The 19314-nt window shown below is 70.7% G+C and carries 15 protein-coding genes and 1 pseudogene; 12 read left to right on the top strand and 4 right to left on the bottom strand.

Annotated elements, in window-relative coordinates; genetic code table 11:
* The first annotated feature begins 579 nt into the window (after positions 1 to 579).
* The 9 genes from BIX52_RS22025 to BIX52_RS21985 all read left to right on the top strand — a co-directional run bounded on the left by BIX52_RS22025 (position 580) and on the right by BIX52_RS21985 (position 8107).
* Entirely contained in the window at positions 580 to 1641 is a 1062-nt protein-coding gene (locus BIX52_RS22025; protein WP_075223265.1) for a replication initiator protein A, read from the top strand.
* Positions 1642 to 2088: 447 nt separating this feature from the next.
* Positions 2089 to 2466, top strand: a complete 378-nt coding sequence (locus BIX52_RS22020; RefSeq protein ID WP_075223264.1) for a hypothetical protein — start codon at positions 2089 to 2091, stop codon at positions 2464 to 2466.
* A 331-nt stretch (positions 2467 to 2797) separates the two neighbouring features.
* A complete protein-coding gene (locus tag BIX52_RS22015) occupies positions 2798 to 3571 on the top strand; it encodes an HpcH/HpaI aldolase family protein (protein WP_205647886.1) in 774 nt (257 codons plus the stop codon).
* An 8-nt stretch (positions 3572 to 3579) separates the two neighbouring features.
* Positions 3580 to 4263 (top strand): acylneuraminate cytidylyltransferase family protein, encoded by a 684-nt coding sequence (locus BIX52_RS22010; protein ID WP_075223263.1) that lies wholly within the window; start codon positions 3580 to 3582, stop codon positions 4261 to 4263.
* Entirely contained in the window at positions 4263 to 5195 is a 933-nt protein-coding gene (locus BIX52_RS22005; protein WP_075223262.1) for a phosphoglycerate dehydrogenase, read from the top strand. The genes BIX52_RS22010 and BIX52_RS22005 overlap by 1 nt, the downstream gene beginning before the upstream one ends.
* Before the next feature lie 274 nt (positions 5196 to 5469).
* Positions 5470 to 6123 carry an HAD family hydrolase gene (locus tag BIX52_RS22000; RefSeq protein ID WP_075223261.1) on the top strand — a complete coding sequence of 218 codons (654 nt, stop codon included), beginning with the start codon at positions 5470 to 5472 and terminating at the stop codon, positions 6121 to 6123.
* On the top strand, positions 6120 to 7070 hold the full coding sequence (locus BIX52_RS21995) for an NAD-dependent epimerase/dehydratase family protein (protein ID WP_075223260.1): 951 nt from the start codon (positions 6120 to 6122) through the stop codon (positions 7068 to 7070). Before BIX52_RS22000 ends, BIX52_RS21995 begins: the two co-directional genes overlap by 4 nt.
* 40 nt (positions 7071 to 7110) lie before the next feature.
* A complete protein-coding gene (locus BIX52_RS21990; RefSeq protein WP_075223259.1) occupies positions 7111 to 7434 on the top strand; it encodes a putative antibiotic biosynthesis monooxygenase in 324 nt (107 codons plus the stop codon).
* A 73-nt stretch (positions 7435 to 7507) separates the two neighbouring features.
* Entirely contained in the window at positions 7508 to 8107 is a 600-nt protein-coding gene (locus tag BIX52_RS21985; protein ID WP_075223258.1) for a 3'-5' exonuclease family protein, read from the top strand.
* A gap of 42 nt (positions 8108 to 8149) precedes the next feature.
* Here BIX52_RS21985 and BIX52_RS21980 read toward each other — a convergent pair whose 3' ends face one another.
* The 3 genes and pseudogenes from BIX52_RS21980 to BIX52_RS21965 form a co-directional block, all read right to left on the bottom strand.
* The gene (locus BIX52_RS21980; RefSeq protein WP_075223257.1) at positions 8150 to 9862 is read right to left on the bottom strand and encodes a sialate O-acetylesterase; all 1713 of its coding nucleotides are present in this window, start codon (positions 9860 to 9862) and stop codon (positions 8150 to 8152) included.
* Positions 9863 to 11832: 1970 nt separating this feature from the next.
* Positions 11833 to 11991: pseudogene (locus BIX52_RS24135) on the bottom strand (DapH/DapD/GlmU-related protein); the annotation flags it as partial.
* A gap of 1042 nt (positions 11992 to 13033) precedes the next feature.
* Complete coding sequence (locus BIX52_RS21965) at positions 13034 to 14572, bottom strand: lipopolysaccharide biosynthesis protein (RefSeq protein ID WP_075223254.1); 1539 nt, start codon at positions 14570 to 14572, stop codon at positions 13034 to 13036.
* A gap of 181 nt (positions 14573 to 14753) precedes the next feature.
* Here BIX52_RS21965 and BIX52_RS23380 point away from each other — a divergent pair, with 181 nt between their 5' ends.
* The 3 genes from BIX52_RS23380 to cls all read left to right on the top strand — a co-directional run bounded on the left by BIX52_RS23380 (position 14754) and on the right by cls (position 17954).
* A complete protein-coding gene (locus BIX52_RS23380) occupies positions 14754 to 14915 on the top strand; it encodes a hypothetical protein (protein WP_157956298.1) in 162 nt (53 codons plus the stop codon).
* Between the two features lie 643 nt (positions 14916 to 15558).
* On the top strand, positions 15559 to 16527 hold the full coding sequence (locus tag BIX52_RS21955) for an endonuclease/exonuclease/phosphatase family protein (RefSeq protein WP_075223252.1): 969 nt from the start codon (positions 15559 to 15561) through the stop codon (positions 16525 to 16527).
* Complete coding sequence (gene cls / locus BIX52_RS21950; protein ID WP_075223251.1) at positions 16524 to 17954, top strand: cardiolipin synthase; 1431 nt, start codon at positions 16524 to 16526, stop codon at positions 17952 to 17954. The genes BIX52_RS21955 and cls overlap by 4 nt, the downstream gene beginning before the upstream one ends.
* Before the next feature lie 283 nt (positions 17955 to 18237).
* On the opposite strand, the gene BIX52_RS21945 is transcribed toward cls, so the two are convergent.
* Entirely contained in the window at positions 18238 to 18972 is a 735-nt protein-coding gene (locus tag BIX52_RS21945; RefSeq protein ID WP_075223250.1) for a hypothetical protein, read from the bottom strand.
* Positions 18973 to 19314 lie beyond the last annotated feature (342 nt).

Here is a 19314-nt window from a genome sequence, read left to right as displayed (position 1 = left end):
ATTCGCTTCGGAATCAAATCATGCCGCTTTCCCAAGCCTTACTTGGGTCCCGACAAGTTTAAGCAATCCGGACTTGAAGATTCATTGATGAATCCGAATCGGCACCGCGAATCGGATTCCGAGCGGTTGCAGACGTTCCACTTGCGACACCTTGAGGGTGATTCGATCGCGCGAATCGCGCCGTGCGCCAGTGTTATCAGAGTTAGAATCTAAGTTAGTGAGTGTTACGGGGCTCGGACCGTTTCGCTAAGCCGCTGATTCAACATCCAAAAAGATGGTTAATTTCGAGGCTTCGGTTCCTAGAGGGGCGAATCCGGGTTCCTAAAGGGGCGAATCCAGGGTTCCCAAAGGGGCGAATCCCGGTTCCCAAAGGGGCGAATCCGAATCGCAGGTGGGGATCACCCCATCGAACACCCCGTTCCCGGTCCCTCCACCCTTGCCCAAAACCCCCCGATCGGGTCTTTCACCCCCTCGCCGGTTCCCTGATCGACGAACCCCGGTTCCTAAAACGACGAACTTCGGGTTCCTGGATCGACGAATGGCGGTTCCTCAATCGACGAATCGTGGTACCTCTTCCCCATGGGACAGCTTCTGCCGGACCGGCATCCGAACCGCGATTTCTTCATCCTGGACGTGGCCGATGCCGCGCCCAAGGACGACATGGCGTCCATGGAGCACCCGGTCTTCTCCCTCTCGGTGAAGCCCGATATGCGCGAACTGTCGTACGAGCACGGCGATGCACGACTGCGCGTCGTCCCCTCCGGACGCGGCCTCGCCACCATCATGGACAAGGACATCCTGCTCTACTGCATCTCCAAACTGGTGCACGAGCTGAACGCCGGCGGCGAGATCACCCCCTGGGTCGAACTCACCGCCCACGAGGTCATGGTCGCCACCAACTGGCGCACCAACCGCGAAAGCTACCAGCGCTTCGAGGACGCCCTGGTGCGCCTCAAAGGCACCGTCATCCTCACCGACATCAAGACCGGCGACCATCTCCAGACCCGCGGCTTCGGCCTCATCGAAGAATTCGAGATCGACCGCAAAGGCCGCGACGGCAAAACCAACCCCTTCGGCCGCATGACCAAGGTGCGCATCCGCGTTTCCGACTGGACCTTCCGCGCCGTGAAGGGGATGGAGGTGCTCACCATCAACCCGCAATATTTCCGCCTGCGCCGGCCCCTCGAGCGGCGGATCTACGAACTCGCTCGCAAACACGCCGGTGAGCCGCGCCGCGGCCGCCCGGGCTCCGGCGGATCCTTCCGCATCGGCATCGGCAAATTGCAGCAGAAGGTCGGCTCCAACGCGCCGCCCAAGAAATTCCGCTTCTTCCTCAAAGAGATCATCCGCGACGGCCACATCCCCGACTACAAGGTGCGCCTGGAAGACGATCTCGCCATCTTTGAGACGGTGAAGGCCGCCCCGTTCGAGGGCCGCATCCCGCTGAAACCGGCCACCCTCGACAAGGCCCAGGCCATCGCCGCCGAAAAGGGGATCCCTCTCGCCGAGCTCGAGGCGGAGTGGAACGACTGGGTGCGCTCCACCGGCCGCGTACCCGACCGCCCCGACGGCGCCTTCATCGGCTTCTGCCGCCAAAAAGCCTCCGCCCGCCAGACCCAACTCTTCAACGACTGGCACTGACCCGGCCTCGAGCAGCGCAAAGCGCGGTAGGCCAAACAAACCCCGCTCGGGCACCCACCAAAGGACAGGCTTGGTCTGTCCCCCGGACCCGGCCATCACGAACTGGCTCTGCCTGCGGTCGAGGCCCTGCACAAGGGACGCCTTCGGCTCTGCGCCCTTGTGCAGAACCTCGACCGCAGGCCGGCTGGCGTTCGCGACGGCCGGCTCCAGAGGACAGACCAGCGGCACCCCCTTCCTGTGACGCGAGACGCGGCACCGCCGTGATGGATGGGACGCGGCAGGACGTGGCGCCTCACTGAAGAGGGGGGGATGTGAAGGGGTGGCGGGCGCAATTTCATGCTCGGTTCGCCCCTGTGCTGGCGGGCACGGCAGGGGGGCGAGGAGGCAGCCATCTTCAGTGTGTCGGCAGGACGCCACACCCCAGAGCACACGAAGAGGAACGACCCCATGAACAAGACCTTCATCGCCGCTTCCACCGCCATCGTGATGACGCTGACCGCCGTCGCCGCGACCGCCCCCGCCACCGCAGCGCCGCTCAACCTGGGCGCCAAGATCGAAACCCAAGGCAGCATCGAAACCGTCGGCAACCGCAACGGCCGCAACGCCGCCGCCGCCATCATCGGCCTCAGCGCCTTCGCCATCGGCGCCGCCGCCGTGGCCTCCGGCACCTATCAGGAACCCCGCCGCCACCGCGGCTACCGCGACGATCACGGCGAGGTCCGCCCCGTCCGCGAAAGCCGCCGCCGCTGCCACATCGAGCGCACCGAGCGCTGGTCCAACCGCCGCGGCGCCTACGTCGTCACCAAGGAGAAGGTCTGCTACTGAGGCCGGAGCCCTCCCGCCTGGACCGCCCCACCTCCACGCCAAAGGCGCCGCTCCCTGATAGGGCGGCGCCTTTCGCCGTTCAGCCCGCCGACCACACCGCGATCACCCCGCCTGCACACTTGACGCTGCCCGCCGAACAAGCTCCAAACCGCAGGGTGAGAGACCCCCGCCACGTCCCGACGCGCCGGGCCGTCTCCCATCCCGCGCGGCCGGTCCGCCGTACACTCGCGTGCAGGCTCGCCGATCCCCAACGGCGGCCCGTCCGCCCCCCGACGCATGGCGGCCCGCCCGCCCAACGATCTTTAGGTGAGACGTGCCCGACCCCCGCTCCTTGAAACGACGCCTCGCCGCCAAAGACCTGCTGTTCGGCTCCTGGAACCAGCTCGGCTATCCCCAGACCACCGAGATCCAGGCCCGCGCCGCCTTCGATTTCTGCGCCATCGACATGGAGCACACCTCCATCGGCACCCACGAGCTCCTGAACTCCATCCAGATCAGCCAGCTCGCCGGCAAACCCACTCTGGTGCGCGTCTCCGGCCACGACCCGCTCTACGCCAAACGCGCCCTCGACGCCGGCGCCAACGGCATCATCTGCCCCATGGTGGAGACGGTGGAGCAGGCCGAGCGCGCCCGCGACGCGGTCTATTATGCGCCCCGCGGCAACCGCGGCGTCGGCCTCGCCAGGGCCCAGGGCTTCGGCCTCGACTTCGAGACCTACCGCGACACCAGCAACGACGAACTCGTCCTCATCGTCCAGATCGAGCACTGGCGCGGCGCGGAAAATCTCGAGGCGATCCTCGACGTCGACGGTGTCGACGGCTTCCTCGTCGGCCCCTACGACCTCTCCGCCTCCTTCGGCAAACCCGGCAATTTCGACGATCCGGAGGTCGCCGCCGCCCTCAGCCGCATCGCCGCCGTGGTCAAGGACCACGACAAGCCGGCCGGGCTCCACGTGGTGCATCCGGGGCGCGAGGGGCTGCGCCAGCGCGTGGCGGAAGGCTACCGCTTCATCGCTTACGGCACCGACATGCTGCTCTTCGCCAAGGCGGTCGCCGAGACCACCACCCACTTCGACGATCTGCGCGCCGAAAACCCGCCCGCCTGAGAGCCACCATGACCACCATCGCCATCGTGCCCATGAAGGGCCATTCCGCGCGCGTCCCCCGCAAGAACCTGAAGCCGATGTGCGGCCGGCCGCTCTATCACTGGATCACCCGCACCCTGATGGCGGTGAACGGCATCGACCGCGTCGTCATCGAGACCGACGCGGACGAGATCGCCGCCGACGTGGCGACGCACTTCCCGGACCTTCAGGTGCTGCGCCGCCCCGAGCGTCTGCACGGCGACGAGGTGCCGATGAACGCCATCCTCGACAACGCCATGGCGCAGCTCGAGCCGGGAGCCACCTTCGTGCAGTCCCATTCCACCAACCCGCTGTTGAAGCCGGCGACGGTGGAGAAGGGCCTCGCCGACTACCGCGCGCCGGGCGATCACGACAGCCTGTTCGCCGTCACCCGCTGGCAGACGCGCTTCTTCTGGTCCGACGGGCGGCCGGTGAACCACAATCCGGACGAGCTTCTGCCGACCCAGGATCTGCCGCCGCTCTTGGAGGAGAACTCCAACCTCTACGTCTTCACCAAGAAAAGCTTCGACAAGCGCCATCACCGCATCGGCACCGCGCCGAAGATGCTGATGATGGACTATATCGAGGCGGTCGACATCGACGAGATCCAGCACTTCGACCTCGCCGAGGCGCTGCTGGAAAAGGCGATCCAGCGGGGCGAGGTCGCGGCCTGATGGGCAAGATCCTCACCACCACCTCGTCCTTCCGCGAGCGCCGCAACGACGCGGTCGCGCGGCTGAAGGCGGCGGGTCACGACGTTCTGTTCAGCCCGCTGGGGCGGCGTCTGACGGAGGCGGACGCGATCGCCCTCTTCAAGAAGCACGATCCGATCGGCATCGTCGCCGGGGTGGAGCCTCTGACCGCCGCTGCGATGGCGGCGGCGCCGTCCTTGAAGGTGATCGCGCGGTGCGGCACCGGGCTCGATTCGGTGGACCTCAAGGCGGCCGAGGCGCGCGGCATCGCCGTCTCCAACACGCCGGGCGCCCCGGCCTTGGCGGTGGCGGAGTTGACGCTCGGCCACATCCTGAACGCGCTGCGGCGCATCGCCGAGGCCGACCGGCTGATCCGCGCGGGGTCCTGGACGGCGTTGTCCGGGGGTCTTCTGGGGGCGCGCACAGTGGGGATCGTCGGCTTCGGGCGGATCGGCCAGAGGGTGGCCGAGCTGATCGCCCCGTTCGGCGCCCGCCGTCTCGCCGCCGACCCCTTCGCCTCGGCCGAGATGGCGGCCGAGCGGGGTGTCGAGCTCGTCCCTCTGGACACGCTTCTGGCTCAGTCGGACGTGGTGACGCTGCATGCGGCGCCGGGTTCGGTGCGGCTCGGCTCGAAGGAGATCGCGCGGATGCAGCCGGGGGCGATCCTCGTCAACACGGCGCGCGGCGATCTCGTCGATGAGGGTGCGCTGCTGGCGGCGCTGGAGGGCGGCATGCTGGCGGGTGCGGCGCTCGACGTCTTCGCCGAGGAGCCTTATGCGGGTCCGCTGTCCCGTCTCGACAGTGTGACGGTGACGGCGCACATGGGCTCTTACGCGGCGGAAAGCCGTTCGCTGCAAGAAAAAGAGGCGCTGGACAACCTCGTCGCCGACCTCGAGAAGCTCGGCCTTCTGTGATGCGCGCCCCTCCGCCCGGCGGCCCACGCAGTGCCCCTCGGAGCCTGACCGTCGGAGCCGCCGTCGCCCAAATCCCTTGGCGGGCCCGGTGGTGCCTTGCCAAGGAGCCGAAGGCCGGCTTTAGCCGCTTGTCCTTGGCAAGGTGCCGCCGGGTCTGCCACGCGGTGCAGGGTGATGGCGGTTCCGGCGGTCAGGCGGGCCCTGACCGTTGGTGGGACCCGAGCCCGCCGGAGGCCGCGGCGCCTCGTCTTTCCTCTGCCCACGGGACAATGCGATGACCTTCCCCATCAAAGCCGTCGTGTTCGACTTCGACGGTGTGATCGTCGACAGCAACCACGTGAAGGGGGATGCGTTCGTGGCGCTCTATGCCGACCATGGCGACGTGGTCACGGCGAAGGTTCGCGCTTTTCACGAGGCACACGGGGGCATGCCCCGCGCGGATAAATTCCGCCACTTCCAGCGCGATCTGATCGACGGTCCTGCCGACGACGCCACCATCGTGGAGCTCGGCCGCAGGTTCGGCGACAGGGTGAAGGAGGAGGTCAAGCGGGTGCCGGAGATCGCCGGGGCGCGGGAGGCTCTCGCGGCGCTGTCGGCGCGGATGCCGCTCCACATGGCGTCGGCGACGCCGCAGGGGGAGCTCACCGAGATCGTCGAGGCGCGCGGCCTCGCGGGCTATTTCACCTCCATCCACGGCGTTCCCACCAGCAAGACCGAGGCGCTGAGGATGCGCATCGCCGAAGGGTTCGCGCCGGACGAGATCCTGATGGTGGGCGACGCCACGGCCGACCACGCGGCGGCGGTCGCGGCGGGCACGCGCTTCCTCGGCATCGTTGCGCCGGGCGGGGTGAACCGCTTCCCCGAAGGCACCGTCACCCACGCTGACCTCACGGGTCTGACCGCCTTCGTGACGGGCGAGGCGGCATGAAGAAGGCGGTCGTCACCGGCGGGTCCGGCTTCCTCGGCAGCCATGTGGCCGACGCCTTCAGCGAGGCGGGCTACGCCGTCACCGTCTACGACCTGAAGCCCTCGCCCTTCCTGGCGCAGGGCCAGACCATGGTGACGGGCGACCTCTCCGACGTCGGCGCGCTGAAGGACGCCTTCGCGGGGGCGGACGTGGTGGCGCATTTCGCCGGCATCGCCGACATCGGCGCGGCGGGTGTGGACCCGGTGAAGACCGCCGAGGTCAACGTGATGGGCACGGTGAACACGCTGGAGGCGGCGGTAGAGGCGGGGGTGAAGCGCTATCTCTTCGCCTCCACCGTCTACGTCTATTCCGACATGGGGGGCTTCTACCGCGCCTCAAAGCAGGCGTGCGAGGGGTTCGTGGAGACCTACGCCCAGGAGCGCGGCCTCGCCTTCACCATCCTGCGTTACGGTACGCTCTACGGCCGCCGCTCGGGCGGGACGAACCGCATCCACGCGATGGTGACGTCGGCGATCCGCGAGAAGGCGATCTCCTATCCGGGCTCGGGCGAGGCGCTGCGCGACGTGATCCATGCGCGCGACGCCGCGACGCTGACGGTGCGCACGCTGGACCCCGATTATGCTGGGGCGCATCTTCTCATCACCGGCCAGGAGAAGGTGCGGGTGAAGGACATCGCGCGGATGATCGCGGAGATCGTGCCGGAGCCGATCAGCCTGGATTTCAAGGAGGGGGAGCCGGAGGGGCATTATCTGATGACGCCCTACAGCTTCGCCCCGCGGCTTTCCAAGAAGCTGGTGCCGACCGAATATATCGACATCGGCCAGGGGCTTTATGACTGCGTGCAGGAGGCGTGGGAGGCGGCGCATCCGAAGGAGCCGGTCTATCTGCCGGGTTCGGCTAAAGGGCTGCGCGGCGACACCGGGCCCGGCTCCGACGGCGACGCCTAAGCCTTTCTCTTCCGACCCCGCCCGACATTGAGGACACCACATGATCACGCGCATCGGTTTGTTCGACGGCACCATCAAGCCCGGCGAGGAGGCGGCCTTCTACGCCTATGTGTGGGAGACGATGCTGCCGGTGTGGCAGGCTTTTCCGGGCCTGCAGCGGCTCGGCGTCCTGACCGCGCAGTCGCCGGAGATCGGCAAGACCTATCCGCTGGTCACCTCGTTCGACTTCGCCGATGAAGCGGCGCTTCAGGCCGCGCTCGCCTCGCCGGAGCGGCAGCGCTCGCTGGAGGCCACCAAGGGCCTGCTGGCGATGTTCGACGGGCGGGTGATCCACCAGGTGCTGACGCCCCTGGCCCGACCGTGAGAAGCCCGGCAGTGAGAAGCGCGACGGTGAGAGGCTCGGCCCTGAGAAGCCCGGCTGTGAGGCGGACGCGGTGATGACGCAGCAGGGCACCTACGTCGTCGTCGATATCGAGGCGGACGGGCCGGACCCGTTCGCCAATTCGATGCTGTGCCTGGCGGCGGTCGCGGTCGACGCGGCGACGCTCGCCGAGGCGGGGACGTTCGCGCAGAACCTCGCCCCGCGGCCGGAGACGGCGCCGAACCCGCGCACCCTCGCTTGGTTCGAGGCGGAGGCGCCCGAGGCCTACGCCGCCATCCGCCGCGATCCGCAGCCGCCGGCGGAGGTGATGGCGCGTTTCGTCGCCTTCGTGGAGGGCTTGAAGGCGCCGGCGATCTTCGTCGCCCATCCGGTGATCTTCGACGGGGCGTGGGTGGACCGCTATCTCGGCCTCTTCACCGACGTGCGCCTGTTCGACCATGCGACGCACAAGACGCCGCTGTTCGCGAAAACCGGGATCGACCTGCCGTCCCTCGTCATGGGGGTGACGGGGCGGCCCTTCCTGGAGGCGCATCGCGGCCGGCTGCCCGACGCCTGGTTCGGCGACGTGCCGCACACCCACGACGCGCTGGACGATGCGAAGGGCTATGCCAATCTGCTCGCCACGGTGCTGCGCCGGCAGCGCGCCGCCGCCTGAGACGCGGCGCGCTTCACTCTCGCGCCGTCACTCCTGCATCCGTCACTCCGGAGCGACGTGGCAGAGGACGAGGTGGGGATAGTTGTAGGCCGCGGCATAGGTCGCGGTGACCGTCCGCCCGGTCTCGCCCGACGTCACCGCGTGGTCGGCGGCGGCGTGGTTGAAGCCGGGGCTGACTGCGGTCCCCGGCAGTCGCCCGGTGACGCCGGTCCACGCGGCGACCTGCGGATCGCCGCCGCCCTGGATCATCTGCGTGTAGGCGAGGAGGAGGCCGTCCTCGGCGACGTCGATGCTGGTGGTTCGGCTGGAGAGGCCGGTTCCGGACGCGCCTGACCCGGCGAAGGTGCAGTCCGCCGCCCCCGGCGCGCCGGACACCGACCAGGCCGCGACGCCGCAGCGGTCGACGGTGTTGCCCGATCCCCAGTCGACGACGATGGATGCGCTTGTCCCCGTCACGCCCTCGGCGATCCACAGGCCGATATCGTTGATGTTCTCCTGGACGTTGCCGACCTTGGTGGCGCCGACGCCGCCCACGGTGACGGAGGCGACCGCCCCGTCCGGCGAGCCGCGCCCGCACACGCCGACGACGACCGAACCCGCCGCCACCGTGACGCCGGGGAAGGTGAAGGTGCGCGTCGCGGGGGTGGAGCCGCTCTCAGCATGGGCGAAGGCGGTGACCGTGCGGCCGGGGGGTAAAGCGGGGGTTCCCGCCGCTGCCGCCGAGGCGGGTCCGGTGCCGATCCCGTTCACCGCCGCCACGCGGTAGGTGTAGGTCACGCCGTTGGTGAGGCCGGTGTGGACGGCGCCGGTGGCCGTTCCGGTGCCGTCCGCCACCACGGCCCAGGTCGCCCCGCCGTTCACCGACACTTCGATCACATAATCGCTGATGGGCGAGTGGTTGGCCGCCGGGGCGCTCCAGGCGAGGGCGTTCTCGGTATCGCCGGGGGTCACGGTGAGGCCCGTCACCTGGTCCGGCACCGCGGGGGCGTTGGCTGCGGCCGCGCCGAGGGCGGCGGCGTAGCGGGTGCCCAGCGTGCGCAGAGAGGGGGCGTCGAAGTGGAGGTCGTCGGCGGGGGCGCCTGCGCCGGTGCCGCTCGTCAGCCCCGCGGCGGAGGCGACGGCGGTGAAGGGCACGCGGTTCGGCGTATCGGCGATCACCGCGTCGACGCTTCCCGCAAAAGCATAGCCGCTCTTGGCGAAGACGGCGGGGAGGAGGCGGCCGAGGACGATCGGCGTCGTGGCGGTTGCGGCGGTGATGTCACCGCGCATGGCCGTCAGCATCGCGTCGAGTTTGGCCTGATAGGCGGCCGCGGGGCCGGAGGCCTGGGAGTCCTTCTCGCCCTGGTGCCAGAGGATGCCGCCGAAGGTGAAGGACGGGTTGGCGGCCATCACCGCGTTGGTGCGGGTGACGGCGGCGGCGTAGAGGTCGTCGCCGGGGTTCCAGCGGTTGTCGGAGAATCCGGTGCTGCTGCGGGCGGCGGGGACGAGGATAAGTGGGGGGAGCGCGCCCTTCTCGATGGCGAACTGGAGGGCGAGGCCCATGTCGCCGGGGTCTTCGTCGACGTGGTCGAGAGGGGAGACGGCGGGGGTGAGGGCGCCGGCCTGGGTCCATTGGAGCGTGCCGGCCGGGTAGGTGGCGCCGCCGTCGAAGCTGGCGCGTCCGATCATGTTCGACTGGCCCGCGAGGAGGAAGACGAGCGGGCTTGCCGGCGCCCGTGTTCCGGCGCCGAGCGACATTCCGATCTGAAGCAGCATAACTGAGCGTCTCGCTGATAATGGCCGCCAGCGAGCAGCAGCGCAGGAGGTGCTGCCGGGTTGGCCAAGGATGGGGGAAGGGGCGCGCCGTTCCCCGGCTTGCCGCCAGGGGATGCGCGCCCGGGAGAGGGCAGGGCGCACGGGCGCCCGATAACGGCGCCCGAAGGCACCCCGCAGACGACACCCGAAGGCGCTCCGCGGACGACGCCCGAAGGCGTCCCGCGGACGACGCCCGAAGGCCCCCCGCGGACGACACCCGAAGGCGCCCCACGGACGATGCCCGAAGGCGTCCCGCGGACGACGCCCGAAGGCGTCCCGCGGACGACGCCCGCAGGCACCCCGCGGACGACACCCGAAGGCGCCCCGCGGACGATGCCCGAAGGCGCTCCGCGGACGATGCCCGAAGGCGCCCCGCAGACGACACCCGAAGGCGTCCCGCGGACGACGCCCGAAGGCGCCCCGCGGACGACATCCGAAGACGTCCCGCGGACGGTGTGCCTTAAGGCGTTCGGGGTGGCGCGGAACCCGGCGCACCCTAGCCCGGATAGTCGCATGGAGCGTGACGCTGGGGGATTAGTCCCCGTCCCTCAACGGGGATGAGAGGGGCGGAGGCTGGGCGTCATACATCCTGTCGATGCGGCGCATTCTCCTGAGAGCGCCACGCCTCTCCATCGACCTTTTTCCGTTTGAGGGCCGGGTCAGGGTCAAGCTCCCGCCCGGACCCACGCGCAGCCCCTCTTCGGGGCGAGCATGGGGAGGACGGGTGCTTGACGCTGTCCTGGTCCGACCCAGCCTTGGCGCTGCCGCTTCAGTCCTTCTTCAGGACTGAACGGCTGCCAGCCGGCGAGGCGGAGAGGAGCGCGAGGAGGGGAACCCCTCCTCGCCGCGGCGGCGCCCGTCGCGACAGGCCACCCATAAGGCGCGGCCTTTATCCCGCGCCCATCCAGGGTCCGTCCACTGCCGCCCGTCCACGCCGGCGTGCCCGTTCTCGGCATGTCAGCAACGGCGTCTCAGCACTCGGCGTGTCCGGCCTCGGGTCTGGCGACCCTCGGCGCGTGCGCGCCCGGCATGGCTACCCCCGGCGTGCCTGCCCCCGGTTCGTCGGCACGGCCGCCGCCATAGAGGACGTCCATCAAAGGCGCGCACCAGGTGCGGAAGGCGGCCCGTTCCTCGGCACTCCAGGCGGCGGCCAGATGGCGCCCATGGATCGCCCCGTTCACCGACGGAACCGGTCCCGCCAGCGCCTCCACCCCCAGGAAAGCGGCGAGAGGGCCCGCCTGCCGCGCCAGATCCTCAAGCCGCAGCACCATCCGCCGCTCCGCAGGAAGCGCCGCGAACGCCTGCCGGATCACCCCGTTCACGTGGCCCCAATACCAGGCGTTCTTGGCGAAGGGCGTCATCGCCCCCCAGCCGGGGACGGGCGGCCACACCTTGTCCCCCTGCACCCGGAACCCCTCATAATACCAGGCGATGTCAAGCGCCTGCTGCATGCCGGGGCCGTCCGCGTACCAGCCGCGCCCGGTGGTGGAGGCCACCACCGCCTCCGCCGAGCGCACCAGCCAGACGAAGCGCGCCTCCGGAACGATCTCGGCCAGCAGCGGGATGAGGTTGTAGATTTTCTGGTCCACCTCCACGCGGATCCTGCCCGTTTCATAGACCGTGCCGTCGAGCAGGAGGTCGGCGAGGCGCGCGGTCAGGGCGGCGCGGTCGATGCGCCCTTCGGCATAGTCGGTCGACCAGGCGATCAGCTGCAGGCGCGGTTCGTGGCGGGCGTCGATCCGCGGGTGGCCGGCGAGCCATGTGGCGAGCGTCTTGGAGCCGGCGCGCCCGGTGGTGGCGACGAACACCATCGGCGGCAGAGCCGCGCGCCCGGTGCGGCGGAAGGCGGCGACCGCCTCCGGGGCGAGCGGCCGGCCGGCTCGCCCGCCATAATGGGCGGACGCCTCCGATGCCGCGCTCGCCGCAGGATCGCGTCGTCCCAGCACCCGGTGCGGTCCCTGGCCGACGATCTCGCCGGGCGCCACGTCGCGCGCCACCACCGCCCCCATGCCGACGATCGCATTGTCGCCGATCCGCACCCCCGGCAGGATCATCGCGTTCATGCCGATCCACACGTTGCGGCCGATCACCACCTGGCGCCAGCGCCGGCGCGGCCCGAACGGCAACGCCTCGCTCACCTCTGCCGCGCCCGCCTCGGCGGTGCCCCCCTCTGCCGCGCCCATCTCTGCCGCGCCCGTCTCTGTCGCAACCGGCCGCACCGTGGCCGCCTGTGGCGGGCCCCCGTGCGCCACGTCTACCCGCACCGGGTCCGCCCGCGCCGTGCTCGCCTGCGCCACGCCCGCTTGCACCGCGCCCACCCGCACCGGGTCCGTCCGCGCCGTGCTTGTCTGCACGACGCCCACCTGCGCCGGGTCCGCCCGCGCCATGCTTGCCTGCACCGCGCTCACCTGCGCCGGGTCCGCCCGCGCCGTGCTTGCCTGCACCGCGCTCCATGCCGCACCGCCCCGCGTCTCGCCGGTCGGTGCGATGCCCGCGCGAAATTCGTGGTCGGAGGCGTAGATCACCACACGGCGCGAGATGTGCACGTTGTCACGGATCTGCAGCCCGCCCTCGGCATGCAGAACGCTGTCCTCGCCGATGAAGACGTTGTTGCCGAGGCTGAGCCCGCCCGGTTCCAGGATCGTCACGCTGGGGTGGATCTCCACCCCCTCGCCGCAGCCCTGGAACGCGCCCCTGAGCGCCTCCGCCTCGGCCCGCGCCAGGGTGGCGAGGGCGCGGCGCACGATCCCCCCCAGCCACACCCCCGCCGCCCGCCTCAGCCGCGCCCTCACGCCGCCGGCACCGCTTTGCCGCGCCCTCACGCCGCTCGCCTTCGTCAAGGGCGCCATCCCGCCGCCCCCTTGTTCACGGACGCCCTCTTGGCCGCCGCCACCGCCCGCTTCAGCCGCGCTTTCACGCCGCCGCCGCTCTGCCGCGGTGCCCTCGCGCCGCCGGCACCGCTTTGCCGCGCCGCCCCGTCGCTCGCCTTCGTCAAGGGCGTCATCCCGCCGCCCCCCTGTTCACGGACGCCCTCTTGGCCGCCGCCACCGCCCGCTTCAGCCGCGCTTTCAACGCCGCCGCCGCTCTGCCGCGGTGCTCTCACGCCGCCGATGCCGCCCTCCCGCCGCGCCCTCACGCCGCCTTCCTCCGCACCGCGGCCGCCGCCACGCCGCGCCGCACCAGCGCCCCGGCCACGTCCCGCATCTGACCGCGCAGCCGCCCGAAAGCGGGGTCCAGAAGCACGACGAGACCCGCCCCCACCGCATAGAGAATCCCGGTCGCCGCGAGGTTGAGGAGACACGGCCACACCTCTCCCGCCGCCGCCGGAACACGCAGCAACCGCGACAGGCCGACCGCCCCCAGCGCCACGCCGAGGAGCGGCGCCGCAAGCCGCAGGATCGCCGCCGCGCCGATCGGACTGCCCCGCGCCGCGACCACCACGCACGGCACCGCCACCAGCGCATGGGCGAGCGAGAAGCCGAGCGCCACACCCTCCGCTCCGAACGGCAGCCCCGCCACCATGCCGGTCAGAAAAGCCGGCAGCGTCGCGCACTGCAGCCCCAGCATGCGCCGCGTCCGCCCCAGCGAGACGAAGATCCACGGGTTCGCCGTCATCACCGTGCGCGCCGCCATGGAGAGACCGAAGATCGTCACCATGTCCGCCGCGCGCTCCCACCCCGGCCCGGCGAGGAGGGCGATGATGTCGCCCCCGTTGGCCACCATCAAAGCCGCCACCAGGAAGGAGAGGCAGAAGGTGACGCGCAGCGCATCCTCCACGAGGCCCCGCCAGCGCTCCGGCGCGTCCTTGAGGCGGGCGAGGGCCGGCACCACGCTCGCCGAGATCGGCCCCGCCACCAGCGACTGGGGCAGGGTGAGGATGCTGTAGGCGCGGCTATAAAGCCCCAACTCGCCCGGCCCCCAGCGCCAGCCGATCAGCACATTGTCGAACTGCCGGTTGAGGTAGGTGACGAGGCTCGTCGCGGTGAGCGGGGCGCCGAAGGAGAGGGCGCCGCGCACCCCGTCCCAGCGCCGCACCCGCGACGGGCGCCACGGCACCAGCCGCCACACCAGCGCCACCTGGACCAGCGTCCCGGCAAAACTCCCCGCCAGCAGCGCGAAGGGTCCGGCGCCCGCCGCGGCGAGGCCGATCATCGCCGCGCTGGAGAGGACGAGCCCCGCGAGGGACGCCGCGTTCAGGCTGGCGAGGCGCATCTGCCGGCTGAGCAGCGCCCCGTGCACGGTACCGAGCGCCGCCACCGGGAACAGCGCCGCACCGACCATGACGAGGGGCGCCACCTGAGGCTCGCCGAACGCCGCCGCCGCCGCCGGGGCGACCGCGCAGGCGACCAGCGTCAGCCCCGCCGCCAGGGCGACCCCGGTGAAGAAGACGCCGCTCGCGGTGTCCGCGTCGATCTCGGCGCGCTGGACGAGGGCGGTGCCGAGCCCCGCGTCGCGCAACAGGCCGACGAGGGCGACCACCGAGGCCGCCATCGCCGCCAGTCCATAGTCGCGCGGGGCGAGCAGGCGCGACAGCACCGCCATGGTGGCGAGCTCGACGGCGATGGTGAGCCCTTGCGCGCAGAGCGCCGCCGCTCCGCCGCGCACGGCGAGGCGTCCGAGCGAGGTGCCCGGCCGCGGCTCCGCCAGGTTCGGGTCGAGCCCTCCGCCCATTCTCGCATTTCCCTCCACGCCGCCTGCCCGTCGCCATGCCGCACCGCGAAAATCTTAAGGTGAGATTCCTCGAATATCAATTTATGATTGATTTCGCTTGGCCGGATTGTGGGGCTGCGGCATGCACCCGCCGCCGCGCCTCATCCCGCCGCATTGCACCGCGCGCCGCTGGCCGGGGCCGTTGCGACTACCCGACTCCCGTTGCCCGCCGCCCATTGCGGGGGGCACCTACTGGTCCGTCATCCCGAGCAGGGCGGACGCACGCCACACCCTGGCACGCGACCACCACATGTTCGCCAACCGGGTGAGCGAGATCATCAAGGTGCTGGCCGCGGCCGAATGAGGTGGGGCCGGTCGAGGCGGGGCTGGCGGGCGAGGCGGTGCTGGCGGGCGAGGCCGGAAGGGGGCTCGGGTCCCTCCAAAAAACAGGGGGGCCGCCTGTTTTTCGAAGCCCGCCATCGCCGCGGCACGCCCTGACGCGGACGGGCCCGGAGCGCAAGGGCCGCTGCGCTTGAACCCTTGCACCCCGAACCCGCCCGCGTCCTGACGGCCTTGCGACGGCAGGCTCCGAAAAACAGGCTCCGCAGACCCCCGACTTGGACCGCTGCGCCGGCGCTGGCGGGAGCGCCGCGGCCGCAGGATGGCGCCGGCACCCGCTGGCCCGTCGCGCCGTGGTCCGCTGGTTCGTCGTGCGGGACGCCCGCCGGTCCGTCGCGCCGGGTCCCAACTGGTCCGTCGTCTAGGTGCCCGCCGCCCATCGCGCGGGGCACCTGCCGGTCCGTCGTCCTGAGCACCCGCTGGTCCGCCACACCGGGCACCTGCGCCACGGCCCGCTGCTGGCCCATCGCGCCGGGCACCCACCGGTCCGTCGTGCCAGGTGGCCGCCGATCCCTCGTGCCACGCGTCCGCCGCCCATCACATCGATTGGCCGCTGGCACAGGGCCCGGAGCGCGCCACATCTGTCCCTGGAACGGGAGAACAGAACCATGCGCATCCGGGTGGCGACCTACAATATCCGCAAATGCGTCGGCCTCGACTGGAAGCGCAAACCCGAGCGCGTCGTCGGCGTGATCGACGAGCTCGGCGCCGACATCGTCGTCCTTCAGGAAGCCGACCGCCGCTTCGGCAAACGCCTCGCCGCACTCTCCCACCTCCACCTCACCGAAACACACTGGACACCCGCACCGCTCGCCCTCCACGACGGCGGCATCGGCTGGCACGGCAACGCCATCCTGGTGCGCGAGGGCATCGAGGTGGAGGAGACCCACCGCCTGGAGCTTCCCGTGCTGGAGCCGCGCGGCGCCGTCGCCGCCGACATCGTCGCGGACGGCCATAGGCTGCGCATCGTCGGCGCCCACCTGGGGCTGACCGGCGGCATGCGCGTGCGCCAGGCCCACCGTATCGTCGAAGCGCTGGAGAGGCTGCCGGAGCGGCCCACCATCATCACCGGCGACATGAACAACTGGCAGCATCAGACCGGCTGCATCGCCGTCTTCGCCTCGCATTTCCGCCTGGTGCCGCCGCAGCCCACCTTCCATGCGACACGCCCCGTCGCCGCGCTCGACCGCATCGCCCTCAGCGGTGGCATCGACCTCATCGCCCAGGGCGTCGTGCGCGAAGGCGAGGCGCGCCGCGCCTCCGACCATCTTCCTCTGTGGGCCGACCTCGAGGTGACCGCCGAGGCCTCCTCCCGCACCGCAGCAACCGACCGCACCGGCCCCGCCGACCGCGCTGGAGCCGGCAGCGCTCCATCCGGCAGCGCGGCGGGCCGCGCTCTGCCGGGAAGCGCGGCCGACCGCGCTCTGCCGGGAAGCGCGGCCGACCGCGCCCTGTCCGAAAGCGCGGCCGACCGCGCCCTGTCCGAAAGCGCGGCCGACCGCGCCCTGTCCGAAAGCGCGGCCGACCGCGCTCTATCCGAAAGCGCGGCCGACCGCGCTGGGGCCGGCGCCGCATGAGCCCCTTCGCCTGGGGCGGGATCTTCGCCGTCCTGCACATCGCCGCCGTCGTCGCAGGGCTCGTCACCGCCGTGCGCGCCGCCCAGCACGCCCACACCGCCCAAGGCGCCGTCGCCTGGGCCATCGCCCTCCTGCTGATGCCGTGGATCGCCCTGCCGGCCTACCTCTTCATCGGCCCACCCCGCCCCGGCGAGTTCGACGACGATCAGGCCACCCTGCGCGCCGAAGCCTATGCCGGCCTCTTCACCCACGAAATCTCGCCCGAAGCCCTCGCCCCCGTCTCGCCCACCTGGCGCGTCCTGGAACGCTTCTCCCCGGCCCCCATCCTCTATTCCGGCCGCCCCCGCCTCCTCGTCGACGGCGACCAGGTCTTCGACGCCGTCTTCGCCATCATCGCCGCCGCCCGCCACGACATCGTCGTCCAGTTCTACATCTTCCGCGACGACGGCCTCGGCCGCCGCCTCCACGACGCCCTCGTCGCCCGCGCCCGCGACGGCCTGCGCATCCGCCTCATCTACGACGGCATCGGCGCCCGCAGCGTCCCCGCCGCCTACTGGGACGGGCTGCGCGAGGCCGGCGTCGACGTGCAGGAATTCCACCTCGCCCGGCGCCTGCCCAAGATGCTGCGCCTCAACTACCGCAACCACCGCAAGCTGGTCGCCGCCGACGGACGCCGCGCCATCATCGGCGGCCCCAACGTCGCCGACGAATATCTCGGCCTCGACCCCTCCTTCGGCGACTGGCGCGATACCGCGGTGGAGATCTCCGGCCCCGCCGCCGCCGTCGCCCAGGCCGCCTTCGACGTCGACTGGCTGTGGGCGGGCGGCGAGCGCCCGACCGCCCACGACGACATCATCCCCCCGCGCGAGGACGAGCTGGAAGTGCCGGTCCTGCTGTTGCCGACCGGGCCGTCCGACCCGCTGCCGGCTTGCTCGCTGTCACTGATGCACCTCATCATCTCGGCCACCAGCCGGCTGTGGCTCACCACACCTTATTTCGTGCCCGACCTCGACGTGCTCTCCGCCCTCAAGCTCGCCGCCCTCAAAGGGATCGACGTGCGCGTGATGATCCCCGACAAGCCGGATCACACCATCGTCTGGCTGGCCGGGTTCGCCTACACCGACGAGATCCGCAAAGCGGGGGTGAAGATCTACCGCTACACCGCAGGCTTCATGCATCAGAAGGTGATGCTGGTGGACGACCACGTGTCCGCCATCGGCACGGTGAACTTCGACAACCGCTCGCTGCATCTCAATTTCGAGAACACGGTGGTGCTGTTCGACATGGACTTCGCGGCCGACACGGCGGCGATGCTGGAGGCCGACTTCGCCCGCTCCACCCTCGTCTCCGAAGAGGGCTATGAGGGTTTCTCCCCCCTCGTGCGCATGCTCGCCCCCGCCACCCGCCTGCTGGCGCCGCTGCTCTAGCTCACGTCCGCTCAAGCCGATTGCGCTTGAGCGGACGAAAACGTGCCCGCTCCTCAGCGCACCCCTCTGTTCGGGTCGGCGCTCAGATGCGTGCTGATGGCGCCCTTCGGCTGGACAGGGCCGCACTGCGGACAACGCCGCGCCCCTTGCCGGTGGCCCTGCTGCCGGCTGCACGACGCTCCTCGCCGCATGGCCCTGGTCCATCAGTTGGTCCAAGCCGAGCGGAAAGCGCTGGCTCAGGCCGGAGGCGGTCCCGGACAACGCCGTGCGGGCGGCTTTCCGCTCATCCGGGCGGGCGCAAGCGCCAGGCGTCCAGCCGCGCGACCAGCCCGCCGAGCCCCGGAAACACGCGGTGCAGATGGGCGATCACACACCGCGGCAAGAGGTGGATCCCGCGCTCTCCCTCCGGCCGCATCGTCCGCCGTTCCCGCAATCCGGACGCCGCGACCGCGCGGACCGCAGCCTCCAACCGTTCCTCCCGGCCCCGGAAGACGGCGAACCGCCGGCCGATCTCCGCCGCGATATCGGCCGCCATGCCCGCCTCCCCGAACGCCTCCCCGAATGCCTCCAGCGCAATGTTGAGGAAACGCGGATCGTCATAGTCCCAGCCGATCATGTCGCGCAGCGTGCGGCCGTAAATGTGGTCGATCTCGAACATCGCCTTCTGCGCCAGGGTCGGCCTCTCCAGAAGATGCGTCTTGTAGGGCCGCCCGTCCGCCATCCTCAGCCTGTTGGCGGGCTGCGCCGGGTCCCGCGTCGTCTCCGCGTGGCGGATGTGCGAGATCAGCATGTCGAAGGGATCGCGGAAGAGGTGGATCCCGACCGCCTCGCGGGGCCGCCGAAGCCGCGCGTTGCTGTCCTGGACGACGGCGAAGCCCTCCGGCACCACCCGGTCCCGTCCCGGCGCCTTGCAGAAGCTCAGCCCCGGCGCGGCACACACCTCCTCGAACACGTTGCGCATCAGGACGATGCCGCACCGGTGATGGGTGGAGACGATGAACGGCACACCCTGCAGCATCGACGAATGGTCCCCTCATCAGGCCTCGAGCAGCGCGAGGCGCGACAGCGACCACGCCACGCTGTCGCTCCAACCCGGCCTCAAGGTGCGCGAAGCGCGATAGGCCAAGAAAAAGAGCGCTCGGGCACCCACCAAAGGACAGGCTTGGTCTGTCCCCCGGACCCGGCCATCACGAACTGGCTCTGCCTGCGGTCGAGGCCCTGCACAAGGGACGCCTTGTGTTTTGCTGTTGACGGGCCCCGCCGTCAGGATGGGGCCGCGGCCGGCGGCGACAACCGCCGGCCGCGGGAGGGGACGGATCGAAGGGACGCAGGCCCCCATGAGACCGGATGGGAGGCCGGA

Origin of the sequence: Acuticoccus yangtzensis (assembly GCF_001927245.1) — a bacterium.
GTDB classification, from domain to species: Bacteria; Pseudomonadota; Alphaproteobacteria; order Rhizobiales; family Amorphaceae; genus Acuticoccus; species Acuticoccus yangtzensis.
Note: the sequence above shows the minus strand (reverse complement) of the source record. Positions and strands in the feature narration are given on the sequence as shown.